Raw genomic sequence first — 15,623 nt, 5'->3', positions numbered from 1 at the left:
TAAGGAGATCTTATTTTATCGATCACATTTGAAATATTTAAAGAACAAGATTGCAACATAGACACAGGTCAGACCTATACTGTGCGCACTGGTCTGATTTGTCCGTTGTATTTCAGCCCCTAAAATCCCCGGCTCCTTGTTACTTGATGTAACAGATTTTATAAAAATCACATAATGAGGTTGTGGTCATGAACCATAAAAACCTGTGTGCAAAGTCAGCTTTAGCAGTAGCAGTCGCAATCGCTTCCTCAAATCTTTATGCAGCGGGCTTTCAGCTCAATGAATTTTCTTCAATCGGTTTGGGTCGCTCTTATTCAGGCGAAGGGGCAATGGGCGACACGGCAGCCTCTGCCAGCCGTAACCCAGCGACGATGGCATTAATGGATCGCCCAATGTTTTCTGTTGGCGCGGTATTTATCGATCCCGATGTTAATATTGATGGCGATAGCGGCGCGGGTAATAGCCTGCGTGCGAATAATATTGCCCCAACGCAATGGGTGCCCAATATTCATTATGTGCAACCCATTAATGACCAGTGGTGGGTGGGCGCTTCCGCAACCACAAATTACGGTCTGGCTACCGAATTTAATAATGATTACGCGGGCGGCGCATTCGGCGGTAAAACCGATTTGCTGACCACGAATCTTAATCTCAGCACCGCATGGCGCATGGATGAGCATTTCAGCTTCGGCGTGGGATTCAATGCGGTTTATGCGCGGGCGAAAATCGAACGCTATATGGGCGAACTTGGCGGCCTGCTCCCGGCTGTGGGTTTGCCAGCCGCCGCGGCGGATACGCAAATTGCGCACCTGAAAGGCGATGAATGGGGCTATGGCTGGAACGCCGGTATTTTATATGAAGTGGATGATGATAACCGCTTCGGCCTGACCTACCGTTCCGAAGTAAAAATCGATTTTAACGGCGATTACAAAAGCGCCATTCCTTCGCAGTTAAACCCCATTATCGGTGGAGCAGGACTGGATCTGCCTTACGGCACCAGCGGCAGCACCATTCCGGGTGCGCTGACCCTGAACCTGCCAGAAATGTGGGAAGTCTCAGGCTATCATAAAGTTGCTCCGCAGTGGGCGGTGCACTATAGCCTGGCCTACACCAGCTGGAGTCAGTTCCAGGAGCTGAGGGCCACCGGCAACAATGGTCAGCAGCTTTTCTATAAAGATGAAAGCTATCGCGATGCTTACCGTATTGCGCTCGGTACCACCTGGTTCTATGACGAGCACTGGACGTTCCGCACCGGTATCGCCTTTGATGACAGCCCGGTTCCGGCTGATAAGCGTTCTATCTCGATTCCGGATCAGGATCGCCTGTGGCTGAGCGCGGGTGCCTCATACGCCTTTAATGAGAACGCGTCGGTAGATGTGGGCGTTTCTTATATGCACGGACAGAAAGTTACCGTGCGTGAAGGCATCGATCCAGTGGCGACCGCACGCAACGGTACGATCACGCCTTACGAATTTAGCTCAGAAGGCAAGGCATGGCTGTACGGCGCCAGCTTTAACTATCGCTTCTGATTGCTTATTGATTTAATCAAGGCGAAAAGGCGGGGGTCTCCCGCCTTATTGATGCACCTGTATCAAGGCGCAGGGCGTCCGGGCAGAAAAGTAAAGCGGCCTGCGCCAGTCACGCCATAAAAAAGCGGGGTTCACCCCGCTTTTTTATTTATCTTTACTCAGCGTCGATCTCATCCAGATCGCCCTGAATCGCCTGCGCGTTAGGGTTCTCCTGCGGCTTCAGCTTGCCACCGTGGGCAAGGAAGTCGTGACGCTGGAAGTAAGCGTTACGCACGAATGCGTAAGGATCGCGGGTATTACGCAAAATCGCATCAGAATCCAGCAGCTGTGCCCGCGTTTCTACCCCTTCCAGCACCCATTTTCCGGCAGTCATCGGCCAACTCAGCCAGCTCAATACCGGATAAAGCGTATCAAGATAATCACCGCCATTCTCACGCGGCGTAAAACTGCCATAGCCAGGCAGCACCACATATGGCCCGTAGCCGACGCCCCAGGTACCCAGCGTACCGCCAAAGCGCGGCGGCTCTTCACGCGTCAGCTTATCATTCGCCATGCCGGCAACATCGATAAAGCCCCCCAGACCCAGCACGGTATTCAGGAAGAAGCGGTTAAAGTGCACCATACCGCGATAGGGATCGCCGCGCAGGAATGAGTTCACCATTGCTGCCGGCTCACTCAGGTTACCAAGGAAATTACTGACGCCGGTACGCGCCGGAACCGGCACATAGTCGCGCCAGGCGACCGCTACCGGGCGCAGCACATAAGGATCCAGCACGTTGTAGTTGAAATCAAACATCGTGCGGTTAAAACCTTCCAGCGGATCGGAACGCCCCTGCGGTTCGTCGTTATGCTGTGAACTGGCGCAGCCTGCTAACAAAATGCTGGCCAGCGCCAACCCCGTCAGGCGGAAGTTCATAATTTTCTCCCTGTATAATTAATTGCTTACCGCTTCAGGGCTGCTGCTGATTAATCTCAACAGCAAGATGCTGATGACCATCAAAAGGCGTTAACGCACTCTCGCCGAACCAGTCGCCTGGCCGGGGAGTTGCGCTGCCGTCACGCGCGATACGCACGCGAACTTGCACCTGATGCAGCGCCGAAAGCAGACGTTCCGGCATCATGGCATTGCTGTCATCCAGCGTCAGCGATAGCGGAAAATGACTCAGCGGCAGCTTTTTCACTGCCACCGGAACCGGTGAAACACCGTCGGAAACAGAAATATACATGACTCCGCCCGGCGGTAACATTTTTTCTACAGCATCTGCCAGCGTGATAGTGAGCGAAAGCTGGCTGGTTTGCAGTCCGGCGGCCGTTTTCGCCTGCTGGATACTTCGCTGCACCTGTTCTGTACGTGGATCGCTGGCCGGTAACTGCCTCAGCATGGTTTGCCAGGCGTTAATTGCCTGTGTGTACTCTTGCTGCTGAAAAGCATTAAAGGCGATCAGACTCAGCAGACGCATATTCGCCGGATCCTGCTGTTGCATAACGTTGAGCATCGCCTGCGCTTCACGGTTATCCTGCGGATCGCTGGAGCGGGTCAGCACTTCAGCATAGCTGAGTTTTACCTCTTCGTTATTCGGCGCCAGCTGTAATGCGCGCTGAAACGCCTCAACGGCCGTATCGCGATTATTCAACACCATGCCGATGCGCCCCAGCATAAGCCAGTCATGCAGCTTACTGCCATCCTGCTGCAGCGCCGTGCGCAACCCCAGCCCCAGACGCGCCAGCTCCTCCGGCGTTAGCGGCTGCGCCTGCGGATCCAGCAAACGCGCGCGCAGCGCGGGATAATCATCCTGCACCTGATGCCAGACGATCAGGCCCGGCAGATCGCCGGTTTTCAGATAACATCCCAGGCTAACCACCACCAGCAACAGTGCGCCGGGCAGCAGCACCCAGCGACTTAGCGGACGCGCCGGTGTGCATAAAGAAGAGCAAGGAATATCGGTCAGCAACGTTTGCTGTAGCTCCTGCACCATCGGCTGACGGGCGGCGATCACGCCCTGTGCCTCATCCTGCTCCAGCTCATTCAGGCGCTGCTGGTAGAACATTTTATTTAACGTATCGCGGTCCACCGGCGACTGACGGTCACCGCGCCAGCCAGCGGTTAACAGTAATAGCAACCCAGCCAGTAGCAGAGCGGTAAGCACTATCCAGAAAAGAGTCATGACGATTTCCTGTGATCTTTCAGCAGCGCGTCAAGGCGCTGTTGATCGCCCGCATTCAGTTGCTCGTCGGCGTCCGGCTGACGACGGCTGCGTAGAAAAATCACCAGCGCCCCCGCGATAATAAACAGCAATGGACCGGCCCACAGGATCAGCGTTGATGGCGTAACCGGCGGTTGGTAGGTAACGAAATTGCCGTAGCGGTCGATCATATACTGCGTAATCTGATGCTTATCCTGGCCCTGCTTCAACAGCTGATAGACCTTCAGGCGCATATCTGCTGCGATCATCGCATTCGAATCGGCAATGCTATTATTTTGGCATTTTGGGCAACGCAGCGAGGCGGTCAGCTCACGGTACTGCTGCTCCTGCGCGGCAGAATCAAATTGCCAGGTTTCAATCGCTGCCAGCGCGTTCAGGCTGAACAACAGCCCCGCCAGCAACATGAATAGCTGCTTCATTGTACCGCCTCCCTGCTATATTTTTGCCACAGCGGCGCGACTTCCCGCTGCCAGATCTGTGCGTTGAGATCGCCCGCATGGCGATAGCGAATAATGCCCTGACCATCAATCAGGAAGGTTTCCGGCGCGCCATATACCCCCAGATCCAGCCCAAGCATGCCGCTGCCGTCATACAGGCTCAGCGCATAAGGATTTCCCAGCGTGTTTAACCAGTTCACCGCTTTTGCGCGGTCATCCTTGTAATTCAGACCGACCACCCGCACGCCCTGCTCTGCCAGCCTGTTCAGATACTGATGCTCGGCGCGGCAGGTAGGACACCAGGTTGCCCAGACGTTCAGCAGCAGCGGTTTGCCGTCCGCCAGTGCCGCCTGATCGTAAACCTGTCCCGGACGCTCAAGCGACTCCAGCTTAAACAACGGCACCGGCTTACCGATCAGCGCCGACTCCAGCCGCGTCGGATCGTCGCCTTCAGCGTTGCGCGTTAGCTGCCACATTAGCGCCAGCGCCAGCAGCAAAAACAGGATCAGCGGAATATAAAAAAGTTTCTTGTTCATGCCTCCTCCCGCTGCGCTTTTTTACGGCTGCGATAACGCGGATCCAGCAGGCAAAGCAGGCCGCCGAAGGCCATAAACAGGCCGCCGTACCATATCCAGCGCACAAAAGGTTTGTAATAAATACGCACCGCCCAGGAGCCGTCATCCAGCTCCTCGCCAAGCGCGGCGTAGAGATCGCGCGTCAGGCCGCCATCAATCGCCGCTTCGGTCATCATGCTGCGCGCCACGCTGTAGTAGCGCTTTTCCGCCCGCAGCGTCGCTTCCGGCCTGCCGTCACGCGTCACCTCAATGATTGCCGCTCCGCCGCTGTAGTTAGGGCCGTTGAGTTCACGTACGTCGCGAAAAACAAAGTGATAATGATGAATATCCACGCTGTCGCCCGCCTTCATGCGTACGTCGCGCTCAATGCTGTAATTCTGGCTAAAGGCGATGCCGATCACCGTAACCGCAACGCCCAGATGCCCCAGCACCATGCCCCAGTGGCTGCGGGAGAGATGCCGGATGCCACGTAGCAGAGTATGACGATGCGTGGCGCGCTCGTGCAGCTCCAGCAGCGTGAGAATAATCACCCACAGCGCCATGATCAGGCCTACTACCGTCATCGCCTCGATACGATCCTGCATCCGCCACGGCAGGATGATTGACAGCAGCAGCGTGATCAACAGCGCCAGCGCCAGCCGCTTCCAGAGCTTTTGCGGTTCATCGCGTCGCCAGCGTACCAGCGGGCCGATGCCCAGCAACAGCGCAAAAGGCGCCATCAGCCAGGTGAACATGGTATTAAAAAAGGGTTCGCCCACCGAGATAGTGCCCAGCCCCAGTTGCTTGTGCACTAGCGGCAGCAGGGTTCCCAGCAGCACCACCAGCATGCCAGCCATCAACAATACGTTGTTGCCCAACAGGAATGACTCGCGTGACCAGAAATCGTTTTGCACCCTGCTGCGCACCTGCCCGCCTTTTACCGCATACAGCAACAGCGAACTGCCGATAACGATCACCAGAAACGCGAGGATAAACATGCCGCGAGCCGGATCGGAGGCAAAAGCATGCACCGAAACCAGCACGCCGGAGCGCACCAGAAATGTTCCCAGCAGGCTGAGGGAGAAGGCTGCGATCGCCAGCAGTACGGTCCAGGCTTTAAAGGCACCGCGCTTTTCCGTTACCGCCAGCGAGTGGATCAATGCGGTGCCCACCAGCCACGGCATAACGGAGGCGTTTTCCACCGGATCCCAAAACCACCAGCCGCCCCAGCCCAGTTCGTAGTAGGCCCAGGCGGAACCCAACACGATACCGATGGTCAGGAACAGCCAGGCCGCCAGTGTCCAGGGCCGCGACCAGCGCGCCCAGGCCGTATCCAGCCGCCCCGCCATCAGCGAAGCGATAGCGAACGCAAAGGCCACTGAAAAGCCAACGTACCCCATATAGAGCAGCGGCGGATGGAAAATCAGACCGATATCCTGCAGCATCGGATTCAGATCGTGGCCGTCAATGGGATAGTCCGGCAAGGTACGGGCAAATGGGTTGGACGTAAAAATGATAAACAGCAAAAAGCCGAAGTTAATCATGCCCATAACCGCCAGCACGCGCGCGATTGCATCCTGTGGCATGGCGCGGCTAAATATCGCCACCGCCAGCGTCCAGCCGCTAAGCATCAATACCCACAGCAGCAGCGATCCCTCATGCGCTCCCCAGGTGGCAGCGATGCGGTAATACAGCGGTAACTGGCTATTAGAATTGCTGACCACATAGGCAACAGTAAAGTCATTAGCCACAAAGGCATGCACCAGCAGCAGAAAGCTGCCAGCCACGCAGAAGAACAGGCCAACGGCGAGCGGTCGCGCCAGCCCCATTAACCTGCTGTCCTGGCGCGCTGCGCCCCATAGCGGATAGAGACTCAACAGCAGCGCCAGCGCCAGCCCCAGACAGAGCAAGAAATGACCGATTTCTGGCATCATGAGCGATCACCTTGCGGCTGCGCTGCCGCCACGGTTCCGTGATGGTTTTTCTTCATCGCATCGCTGATTTCCGGCGGAGTATATTTTTCATCATGCTTCGCCAGCACTTCTTTTGCCTGGATCAAATTGCCCACCTGCAATTCGCCCTGCGCCACCACGCCCTGCCCTTCGCGGAACAGATCGGGCAGGATGCCTTCATAGCTAACGTTAACCACGCCGTTGGCGTCATACAGCTTAAAAGAGACGCGCAGCGTTTTTTCATCCCGCTTAACGCTGCCGGGCATCACCATACCGCCAACGCGCAGCCGCTGACCGGGTTCAGGCAGCGTATGCGCTTCGCCTTTGCCATAGAGAATTTCGCTGGGGGTATAGAACAGGTCAATATTAGCGCGCAGCGCATACATCACTAATGCCGTTGCCAGGCCCAGGCCAGTCAGAATCGCCACGACCACATAAAGGCGGTTTTTACGACGGGTATTCACATCACTCTCCTGCCGCTTCGCTGGCGGCCCGTTTCATTTTTGCCGCCCTGATGCGGCGTTCACGCGCCTGATACTGTCGGACGCTTTTTAACAGCTGACGACGTTGCCATAAGGTATGTCCTGCCAGCGCGGCCAGTGACAGTAGCGTGACGCTCACCGCCAGCCAGACATAAAAGCCGTAGCCGCCCATAGCCAGGAAAGCGTGCCAGGAAGAAAATGCAGGCTTCATGCGGATCGCCCTCCCTTATTCACCAGTGCGGCGACCCAGGGACGATGACGTTCGGTCAGTAAGATCAAATTGCGCAGCCGCATCAGCGTCAGGGTAATAAACAGCAGCAGATAACCGATAATCGACCAGCGCAGCGGCACGCGCATCTCAGGCGCAATCGCCTGCTGTAACATGCCTGAGGAACCCTGATGCAGGGTATTCCACCACTGTACGGAGAAATGAATAATGGGGATATTTACTACGCCCACCAGAATCAAAATACTGGCGGCGCGTCCGGCAAGACGCCGGTCATCAAAAGCGTTATACAGTGCGATAACGCCCATATAGAGGAACAGCAGCACCAGCTCTGACGTTAGTCGCGCGTCCCAGATCCACCAGGTGCCCCACATTGGTTTCCCCCAGGCCGCTCCGGTAATCAGCGCGATAAAGGTAAAAATTGCACCAACCGGCGCCATAGCGGCTGCGGCTAAATCAGCCATCTTCATCTGCCATACCAGACCGGTAAAAGCGGCAACGGCCATTGCGCTGTAGATGCCCATCGACCAGATAGCGGCAGGCACATGGATATAGATAATGCGATAGCTCTCTCCCTGCTGATAATCTGCCGGCGCGAAACCAAATCCCCAGCTCCAGCCAATAAATAGCGCCACGGTCGCCAGCAGTGCAAATCCCGGCACTAAGCGACCACTAAACTGATAAAGCCGTTCGGGCTTCGCCAGCTGATGTATCCATTTCCACATTGTTATTGCTCACGGTAAAAATATAAATTCATAGCCTGTCTTAGTGCAGGCTGATACGTAACGCGGCCGCTGTCGCAAACGGTGCCAGGCAGAGACTGGCCGCCAGCATGGCCCCCAGAATCGCCAGATAACCACTGATGGGCAGCCCCATGCTGGCGGCATCAATGGCGGCACTGGCGAAAATCAGCACCGGCACCGCCAGTGGCAATACCAACAGGCTAAGCAGTACGCCTCCCCGGCGCAGGCCCACGGTTAACGCCACGCCGATCGCCCCAAGCAGGCTCAACACCGGGGTACCGAGTAACAATGTCAGTGCCAGCGCACGCCAGCCGTTAAAATCAAGCGACAGCAGCAGCGCGGCCAGCGGCGACAACAGCAACAGCGGCAGGCCGGTGATCAGCCAGTGCGCGATCACTTTTCCCAGCACCGTCACTGGCAGCGGCGTCGGCAGCAGCAACAGCTGTTCCAGAGAGCCATCGTTAAAGTCATCCCGGAACAGCCGCTCCAGAGCCAGCAGCGATGAGAGCAAGGCGGCGACCCACGCCACGCCCGGCGCAATACGCGCCAGCAGCTGCGGCTCAGGCCCAATCCCCAACGGGAATAGCGTAATCACAATCAAAAAGAACCACAGCGGGTTAATGATTTCCGCCCCGCTGCGAAAGGCGATGCGCAGCTCGCGGCTTATCACGCGCCATAACATCAGATGCGTTCTCCTGCCGTCAGGCTAATTTTTCTTAGTGGCCAGGCTGCATCAGGCAGCGGCTGATGGGTGGTAAGAATCACCATGCCGCCCCGTTGCGCATGCTGCACAAACAGCGTCATTAACTTTTCGACGCCATTAACATCAATCGCCGTTAAAGGCTCATCCAAAATCCACACCGGCGCCTGACTTAACCACAGCCGCGCCAGCGCAACGCGCCGCTGCTGGCCCGCCGACAGCTGCGCTACTGCTATCTCTTCAAATCCCGTCAGATCTACTGCTTCAAGCGCGGCGAAACACTGCTCGTCATCACATTCGGCATGATAAAAGGTGAGATTTTCCAGCGGCGACAGAACATTTTTCACGCCAGGCTGATGCCCAAGGAACAACAGATCGCGTTGCCATTGCTCGCGCTGCTGCTGAAGACGCTCTCCCTGCCAACGCACCTCGCCCTCTTCTGCACGGCTCAAGCCCGCCAGTAAACGTAACAGTGAGGTCTTACCCGCGCCGTTAGGCCCTTCAATCTGCACGATGTCGCCGCTATTCACCGTGAAATTAAGGTCGCTGAATAAAATACGGTCATCGCGAATGCAGGTCAGGCTGGTGACTTCCAACATAAAAGGAATCGTTCGCGCTATTGAATCGGGCCGCGATAATAACATAAGTCAGTATTCGGCCGAAGTCCGTGCTTGCGTTTAGAAAGTACTGATATGAATAGATAAGCTGCAGAAGATAGCTCTTTTGTTGAAAAAAAACACGATATTAAAGGTTTGTTACTTTTATTCTAAAATCAGGTCACATTTTACTTACCTGAAAACTGGCTACGCTTAAATCACTGGTTAATAACGCAGGGTGAATTATGACGTCACAACATAAGAACGATGAACCGGAAGTGGAAAGCGAGGAAAAGGATCAGGGAGAAGAGATTGAGGTTGATGAAGAGCAACTGCCTTCAGGCGCGGCGGCGATTCATGAACAGATCCGTCAGGAGGGTGAGAAAGAGCTGGAACGCGACAGCATAGCGCTGCTGTGGTCTGCCATCGCCGCCGGCCTTTCCATGGGCGCTTCGCTAATGGCCAAAGGTATTTTTCAGGTACACCTGGGCGATATTCCAGGGGGATTTTTGCTGGAGAACCTGGGTTATACCTTCGGCTTTATTATTGTCATTATGGCGCGCCAGCAACTGTTTACGGAAAACACCGTTACTGCCGTACTGCCAATAATGCATAAACCGAGCGGCAGTAATTTTCTACTGCTGCTACGTCTTTGGGGCATGGTGCTGCTGGGGAACCTGATCGGCACGGGTTTGGTTGCATTGGCCTTTGCCCATATGCCAATTTTTGATGATGCCACGCGTCTTGCCTTTACGCATATCAGTGAAAAAGTGATGGAGAATTCGCCAACAGCGATGTTCGCTAACGCCATTATTGCCGGCTGGATTATCGCCACCATGGTCTGGATGTTCCCTTCCGCAGGCGCCGCCAAGATCCTGGTGATTATTCTGATGACCTGGCTGGTGGCGCTGGGGGACCTTGCGCATATTGTGGTGGGTTCGGTAGAGGTTTGCTATCTGGTGTTTACCGGCGAGCTGCCGTGGCAGGCGTTTATCTGGCCCTTCGCGATACCGACGCTGGCAGGCAATATTATCGGCGGCACCTTCATTTTCGCGCTGATCAGTCATGCGCAAATCCGCAACGATATGAGCGCTGAACAAAAAGCGCAGGCAAAAGCGAAACAGAAAAAGCAGGCGCAGCAGGGGGAGAAAGCGCAGAAAAACCAGCGTAAATGACAAAATTGCTGACAGAATAAGCAGTCAGGCGGGTAAGTGGTTAATCTGGTGAACAAATTGCGCTATACTGCCCGCCGCTGTCCCCTTAGTTAAATGGATATAACGAGCCCCTCCTAAGGGCTAGTTGTAGGTTCGATTCCTGCAGGGGACGCCATCTCAGCGTTTGTTAACTTCACTTACGCTCGCCAAATCCTGGCAGGCGCAACCAGAACTCCCGTTTGATTCACCATCACTTATTACCCATCTGTTTTTTGTTTTGCTACCGCAATCATGGTAAGTCGCCAGCTATTTTAGATGTTCAACTATTGGGCACTGCAGGCATTAAGCGCTCAGCCACACTAAGTGTTTAGCGGCGTACCGTTTTCGCTGAAGATAAATTATAAATTTTCGTGGCAGTAAAATAAGAGAAGTGCCTATTATAAACATCTCAGATATCAGCACAGCCTTGAAGTTAAACATATCCATTTTAATAAATTATATAAAAAAATTATTAGTCTGAAGATATTTCACATGTTGCTGGTGTAGATTCGCAATAAAAACCACTATCGCCTGATGAGTCTAATTAACACTAAATAAAAACAATCCCAGCGCTTTTCACCGCACAATAAACAGAGCCGGACAGATGAGCGCCTTTCTTATACCTCTGAACCCATGGCAGGCCTCCATGCCTGCCGGTTTAGCTTAACGCGCCTGACGGAAGGCGCTCAGGTTTACTACCTGATGCGGCTGGTTGAGCGCTTTCCTTGCCAGCCAGTAGAGTAGAACCCGGTCATCATCGCTTTCACTGTCTGCCATAGAGAGCAGCTTGAGCGAGAGGGTCGATTTGTTTAATGGCTGACTGGCGTCACTCAGTTCAATAACAGCACGACCGATAAGACAACAGACTTCGTCCTCTTTGGCAGTGGATTCATATGCTCGGTCTTTCATATTTCCTCCTTTTATGTAAAAACTAAGTCTGGCACAAATAATAGTTTCCGGTATAAATTTTCCCGAGAGGAAATATATTGCAACGCTTATTGAAGTTTGCTTGCGATTTAGCGATATCTTCACGGAAAAAATGCCTGTCAGGAGAGAAATTATGCGGTTTATTGCCCGTGGCGCGCTGTTATTTAGTCTGCTGGTTAACGTTATGCCGGCAACCTTAGCTAACCCGCTAACGCATGTTAATCCGATGACCGACTGCCTTAATGGCCATATTTTGCCGCAGATGGGCAGCAACGAAGCGCCAGAGGCGATCGTTAATCATGCTTTTCTTCTCTGTAAGCCTTTTGTTGATAGCTGGCTCGCTTCTTATCCGGATGCACGTCGCCAGCAGTTAGGTCAGGCGCTGCGACAGTTTTATCTGGACCGGCTTAATGCTGCGTTAAACAGATCGGTCAGATAAACCAAACAAATTGCGATACGATCGCGATTGCAATAATATATTTTCCTTGTTTAGCAAAATGTTTACCAAAGTTTCACCTTTGAGCCCTGGTTTTAACCTCCCTTCGCTCGTCAGCCTTCTTCTTATTAATTAATGCAATGCCGTTCATGCCGTGAAACAGGCACTTTATTCCTTACGCATGGCTGTTCACGGCAATTTTCCCCGTAGTAAGATGCACCGGCTCTATTATCAGGCTAATTAAGGCATTCTCTCAGGGAGAAGATAATGAGCAGAGCAAACCTCTCGTCCGTTCCAGATTCAGTTCGCTGGCTAACGCTACTCGGTACCATCATTACTCAATTTGCACTCGGCTCTGTTTATACCTGGAGCCTGTTTAACGGTCAGCTATCGCAAAAACTGGATGCGCCGGTTAGCCAGGTCGCCTTCTCGTTTGGTTTACTCAGTCTCGGGCTGGCGCTCTCGTCATCGGTAGCCGGCAAGCTACAGGAGCGTTTTGGCGTGCGCAATGTTGCTATCGGCGCCGGTCTGCTGTTGGCATTGGGCTTTTATCTTACGGCGCAGGCCAATTCTCTGCTGATGCTGTGGCTGAGCGCAGGCGTGCTGGTTGGTCTGGCGGATGGCGCAGGCTATCTGATGACATTATCGAACTGCGTAAAATGGTTCCCGGAACGCAAAGGCGTTATCTCCGCCTGCGCTATCGGCGCTTACGGACTGGGCAGCCTCGGCTTTAAATTTATCTGCAGCAGCCTGCTGGCGCATTTCACGCTGGAAAATACCTTTTTAATCTGGGGTGCCCTCGCCATGAGCATGGTGATTTTAGGCGCATTGCTGATGAAGGATGCGCCGCAGCAGCAGGTTTCTCAAAACAAGAACGGCGAGGCCGCCGCGCGCGATTTCAGCCTGGCGCAATCAATGCGTATGCCGCAGTACTGGATGCTGGCGCTGATGTTTTTGACGGCCTGCATGAGCGGCCTGTATGTGATTGGCGTAGCGAAAGATATCGGCGAGGGTATGGTGCATCTCAGTACGCAAACCGCAGCCAGTGCGGTGACGATTATCGCTATCGCCAACCTGAGCGGTCGTCTGATCTTAGGCGTGCTGTCAGATAAAATTGCCCGCATCCGGGTTATTACACTGGCGCAGGTCGTTTCACTGGCAGGCATGGCTATCCTGCTGTTTACTCAGATGAACGAAACCACTTTCTTTATTTCCGTTGCCTGCATCGCCTTTAGCTTCGGCGGCACCATTACCGTGTACCCTTCCCTGGTCAGTGATTTCTTTGGTCTTAATAATTTGACGAAAAATTACGGCGTTATTTACCTGGGTTTTGGTATCGGCAGCGTGCTGGGTTCGCTTATCGCTTCGCTGTTTGGCGGCTTTACCGTGACGTTCAGCCTGATTATGACGCTGCTGGTTATTTCACTGGTGATGTCGTTGATGATTCGTATACCGCATCGGGAGCGCAGCATGCAGCAGGTTTTGCAACGCGGTTGATACTGCTGCCGGGTAAGCCATCAGGGCACCCGGCAGGCTGTTATTCAGACACCGGACGCGCTACAGGCCGTCCGGTTTCTTTTAACCAAACGAGGGTTCAGGCAGACCAGCAACCGGCATCCGTACCGCGAATAGGCTTCCGGACCATGGGTACTGCGCCAGTTCTTCTGCGCTACGATTTTCCCGACTGGATGTGATATAGAGCGTTTTCAAATCCTCGCCGCCAAAGGCGACCATCGTCGGCCAGCGCACCGGTAGTGGAATTTCATCTACCATCTCTGCGGTATTTGGATCGATGCGCACGATACGTCCGCCATCAAACATCGCCGACCAGTAAAAACCTTCTTCATCTACCGCCGCCCCATCCGGCATTAGCCCATCGCTAAAACGCCGGAACAGCTCGCGCTTGCCGTTCTCGCCGGTTTCAGCATCAAGCGAATAGCGCCAGATCACATGGTTCGCCGTGTCGCTGTGATACATCCAGCGACGATCGGGGGAGAAAGCCAGACCGTTAGAGACTTTGATATCCTCATCGATCACATGCAGCTGTAGATCTTTATCGAGACGGCAGAGCTTCGCGCCGTTACGATCCTGAGGCTCCCACAGACTGCCGCACCAGAAACGGCCAAAGGGATCGACGCGCCCGTCATTAAAGCGGCTTTTACTCGCTTCACCTGGATTATCAGCTATTTTACGCTCCGGCTTTCCCTGTGCGTCAATAAACCAGACGCCGCTGCGCAACGCCGCTACCAGGCCGCCTTCACGGCGCAAACCGATACAGCCCACCTCTTCCTGCTGTGGGAATACCCGGTGTTCGCCGCTTTTTGGATCAAAGCGATGAATCGCCGGGGCCAGAATATCAACAAACCACAGCGCCTGCTCTGCGGTTGACCAGAGCGGGCATTCGCCCAGTTCGGCCTCAATGGGTAAAACGCGCTCTACCTGCCAGTTCATTATGGCTCCTTTTCGCTACGCATTTGGTGCATAAACTGTAGCGGAAATTGCCGTGTCGGGGTTTACCCGCCAGGCAAAATAATCACGATTTCAGGCTTTGCCATGCGTGGTCATCACCTGTGGATATCAGTAAAACATTTTGCAGCTACGCGCCGGACTGCCTCCGCTCTTATCATGGCGATCCATACAGATAAAGCTATAGCGCCCGGATTAAGCACTTTATTAATTATTTACCTGTATATTTATCCAGAATCCTTCTTCAGGATCGCCAGTTATTTCCTGGGCAATGCTTTAATATTTTCACTTGTTATCGGCCCGGCAAGGTAAATATTTCTCCCTTTGAAAAAATGGCCAGGGAAAAACTAATCACCTGGACGGCAAATGAGAATGAGAATATAGATGAGGGGTTGCGTTTAGGATAATTCCTGCTATTATTGCTTTCCATTCAGCCCATTCCTATATTTTTGCGCGGCCCTTTTACTCTACTCTTAATTGCATTGAAACATTTATAAATATTTAAATATTAAACTCTACATTAGTGCCGTTATTCCTTCACTTTTAGCTTTTATAGTGAACGGCATTAAAGGCAATAAGAGAATTGATCATGCAAATAATGATAAAAAGCGCTTCTGTACTGGCGATTGTCAGCATGCTAAGCGGATGTATCATTGCTCACGATCGCGGGCATCATAAGGGCTGGCAGCACGATAACGGCCATCATAAGGGCTGGCGCCATCATCATCGAGGATGGTAAAAAAAATTCTAAACGGGTAGGTCACAGCAACATACCTGGCGGGCAAAGCCTGCACACAGCAATATAATAAAAATAAGGTAGGAAAAGTTGGGCGAGAATATTCTCGCCCTTTTCTTTTTTAGCTTTTTAAAGCGAAATTACATTGATACCAGACCGTGGTTAATCCCGGCACATGGCTATCCTGCGGAGGTAATGATTCAACCAAATCAAAGCCCTGAGCGTGGCAATAGTTGGTCACATCAAGCTTCAACGCATCTTTATCCACTTTTTTCGGGTGATAGCGATACTGCACCGTATGTGAAACAAGATCTTCATCCACTCGTTCGAACGCGCCTGGTTTGCTGGCCGTACAGCCTGCTAATAAAAACAGCGCCAAAACGCCGTAAATTTTGCTTTTCATAATTCTTCCTTATGCTGGTGCGGCATCTTAACAGGCAGC

General features: G+C 53.4%; 19 protein-coding genes and 1 tRNA gene. 7 read left to right on the top strand and 13 right to left on the bottom strand.

Going from position 1 to position 15,623, the window contains the following annotated elements; genetic code table 11:
• Positions 1-188: 188 nt before the first annotated feature.
• Entirely contained in the window at positions 189-1,529 is a 1,341-nt protein-coding gene (fadL, locus tag ACQE3Y_RS01545; RefSeq protein ID WP_426980723.1) for a long-chain fatty acid transporter FadL, read from the top strand.
• A 154-nt stretch (positions 1,530-1,683) separates the two neighbouring features.
• Here fadL and mlaA read toward each other — a convergent pair whose 3' ends face one another.
• From mlaA to ccmA, 10 genes are read right to left on the bottom strand one after another with little or no spacing between them, the layout of a single operon-like run.
• Entirely contained in the window at positions 1,684-2,445 is a 762-nt protein-coding gene (gene mlaA, locus ACQE3Y_RS01540; RefSeq protein ID WP_426980721.1) for a phospholipid-binding lipoprotein MlaA, read from the bottom strand.
• Between the two features lie 34 nt (positions 2,446-2,479).
• Entirely contained in the window at positions 2,480-3,694 is a 1,215-nt protein-coding gene (gene ccmI / locus ACQE3Y_RS01535) for a c-type cytochrome biogenesis protein CcmI (RefSeq protein ID WP_426971824.1), read from the bottom strand.
• Complete coding sequence (locus ACQE3Y_RS01530; RefSeq protein WP_426971823.1) at positions 3,691-4,152, bottom strand: cytochrome c-type biogenesis protein; 462 nt, start codon at positions 4,150-4,152, stop codon at positions 3,691-3,693. Before ACQE3Y_RS01530 ends, ccmI begins: the two co-directional genes overlap by 4 nt.
• Positions 4,149-4,706 (bottom strand): DsbE family thiol:disulfide interchange protein, encoded by a 558-nt coding sequence (locus tag ACQE3Y_RS01525; RefSeq protein ID WP_426980720.1) that lies wholly within the window; start codon positions 4,704-4,706, stop codon positions 4,149-4,151. The genes ACQE3Y_RS01530 and ACQE3Y_RS01525 overlap by 4 nt, the downstream gene beginning before the upstream one ends.
• Positions 4,703-6,658: a heme lyase CcmF/NrfE family subunit gene (locus ACQE3Y_RS01520; protein WP_426971821.1), complete on the bottom strand. Its 1,956-nt coding sequence runs from the start codon at positions 6,656-6,658 to the stop codon at positions 4,703-4,705. Before ACQE3Y_RS01520 ends, ACQE3Y_RS01525 begins: the two co-directional genes overlap by 4 nt.
• Positions 6,655-7,140, bottom strand: a complete 486-nt coding sequence (gene ccmE / locus ACQE3Y_RS01515; RefSeq protein ID WP_426980719.1) for a cytochrome c maturation protein CcmE — start codon at positions 7,138-7,140, stop codon at positions 6,655-6,657. The genes ACQE3Y_RS01520 and ccmE overlap by 4 nt, the downstream gene beginning before the upstream one ends.
• A 1-nt stretch (position 7,141) precedes the next feature.
• On the bottom strand, positions 7,142-7,369 hold the full coding sequence (gene ccmD / locus ACQE3Y_RS01510; protein ID WP_426971819.1) for a heme exporter protein CcmD: 228 nt from the start codon (positions 7,367-7,369) through the stop codon (positions 7,142-7,144).
• Positions 7,366-8,109: a heme ABC transporter permease gene (locus ACQE3Y_RS01505; protein WP_085070953.1), complete on the bottom strand. Its 744-nt coding sequence runs from the start codon at positions 8,107-8,109 to the stop codon at positions 7,366-7,368. The genes ccmD and ACQE3Y_RS01505 overlap by 4 nt, the downstream gene beginning before the upstream one ends.
• A 40-nt stretch (positions 8,110-8,149) precedes the next feature.
• Positions 8,150-8,809, bottom strand: a complete 660-nt coding sequence (gene ccmB / locus ACQE3Y_RS01500; RefSeq protein WP_250650494.1) for a heme exporter protein CcmB — start codon at positions 8,807-8,809, stop codon at positions 8,150-8,152.
• Positions 8,809-9,426 (bottom strand): cytochrome c biogenesis heme-transporting ATPase CcmA, encoded by a 618-nt coding sequence (gene ccmA / locus ACQE3Y_RS01495; protein WP_426971817.1) that lies wholly within the window; start codon positions 9,424-9,426, stop codon positions 8,809-8,811. The genes ccmB and ccmA overlap by 1 nt, the downstream gene beginning before the upstream one ends.
• 242 nt (positions 9,427-9,668) lie before the next feature.
• Here ccmA and ACQE3Y_RS01490 point away from each other — a divergent pair, with 242 nt between their 5' ends.
• Both ACQE3Y_RS01490 and ACQE3Y_RS01485 read left to right on the top strand, forming a co-directional pair.
• Positions 9,669-10,598: a formate/nitrite transporter family protein gene (locus tag ACQE3Y_RS01490; RefSeq protein ID WP_426971816.1), complete on the top strand. Its 930-nt coding sequence runs from the start codon at positions 9,669-9,671 to the stop codon at positions 10,596-10,598.
• A gap of 79 nt (positions 10,599-10,677) precedes the next feature.
• Positions 10,678-10,752: transfer RNA gene (locus ACQE3Y_RS01485), tRNA-Arg, on the top strand.
• A 527-nt stretch (positions 10,753-11,279) separates the two neighbouring features.
• Here ACQE3Y_RS01485 and ACQE3Y_RS01480 read toward each other — a convergent pair.
• On the bottom strand, positions 11,280-11,525 hold the full coding sequence (locus ACQE3Y_RS01480; protein WP_426971814.1) for a hypothetical protein: 246 nt from the start codon (positions 11,523-11,525) through the stop codon (positions 11,280-11,282).
• A gap of 151 nt (positions 11,526-11,676) precedes the next feature.
• Here ACQE3Y_RS01480 and ACQE3Y_RS01475 point away from each other — a divergent pair, with 151 nt between their 5' ends.
• Both ACQE3Y_RS01475 and ACQE3Y_RS01470 read left to right on the top strand, forming a co-directional pair.
• The gene (locus tag ACQE3Y_RS01475; RefSeq protein WP_426980717.1) at positions 11,677-11,982 is read left to right on the top strand and encodes a hypothetical protein; all 306 of its coding nucleotides are present in this window, start codon (positions 11,677-11,679) and stop codon (positions 11,980-11,982) included.
• Between the two features lie 264 nt (positions 11,983-12,246).
• A complete protein-coding gene (locus tag ACQE3Y_RS01470) occupies positions 12,247-13,476 on the top strand; it encodes an L-lactate MFS transporter (RefSeq protein WP_426980716.1) in 1,230 nt (409 codons plus the stop codon).
• 81 nt (positions 13,477-13,557) lie between these two features.
• Here ACQE3Y_RS01470 and ACQE3Y_RS01465 read toward each other — a convergent pair whose 3' ends face one another.
• Positions 13,558-14,430, bottom strand: a complete 873-nt coding sequence (locus ACQE3Y_RS01465) for an SMP-30/gluconolactonase/LRE family protein (RefSeq protein WP_426971809.1) — start codon at positions 14,428-14,430, stop codon at positions 13,558-13,560.
• Positions 14,431-14,532: 102 nt separating this feature from the next.
• On the opposite strand from ACQE3Y_RS01465, the gene ACQE3Y_RS01460 reads away from it, so the two are divergent.
• Together ACQE3Y_RS01460 and ACQE3Y_RS01455 are read left to right on the top strand one after the other, a co-directional pair.
• Positions 14,533-14,757, top strand: a complete 225-nt coding sequence (locus ACQE3Y_RS01460) for a hypothetical protein (RefSeq protein WP_426980714.1) — start codon at positions 14,533-14,535, stop codon at positions 14,755-14,757.
• A 277-nt stretch (positions 14,758-15,034) separates the two neighbouring features.
• Positions 15,035-15,184 (top strand): hypothetical protein, encoded by a 150-nt coding sequence (locus ACQE3Y_RS01455; RefSeq protein ID WP_426971807.1) that lies wholly within the window; start codon positions 15,035-15,037, stop codon positions 15,182-15,184.
• A 118-nt stretch (positions 15,185-15,302) separates the two neighbouring features.
• On the opposite strand, the gene ACQE3Y_RS01450 is transcribed toward ACQE3Y_RS01455, so the two are convergent.
• Positions 15,303-15,584, bottom strand: a complete 282-nt coding sequence (locus tag ACQE3Y_RS01450; RefSeq protein ID WP_426971806.1) for a hypothetical protein — start codon at positions 15,582-15,584, stop codon at positions 15,303-15,305.
• Positions 15,585-15,623: the final 39 nt, after the last annotated feature.

This window comes from Pantoea sp. FN0305, assembly GCF_050113845.1.
Classification (GTDB): Bacteria; Pseudomonadota; Gammaproteobacteria; order Enterobacterales; family Enterobacteriaceae; genus Mixta; species Mixta alhagi.
Note: the sequence above shows the minus strand (reverse complement) of the source record. Positions and strands in the feature narration are given on the sequence as shown.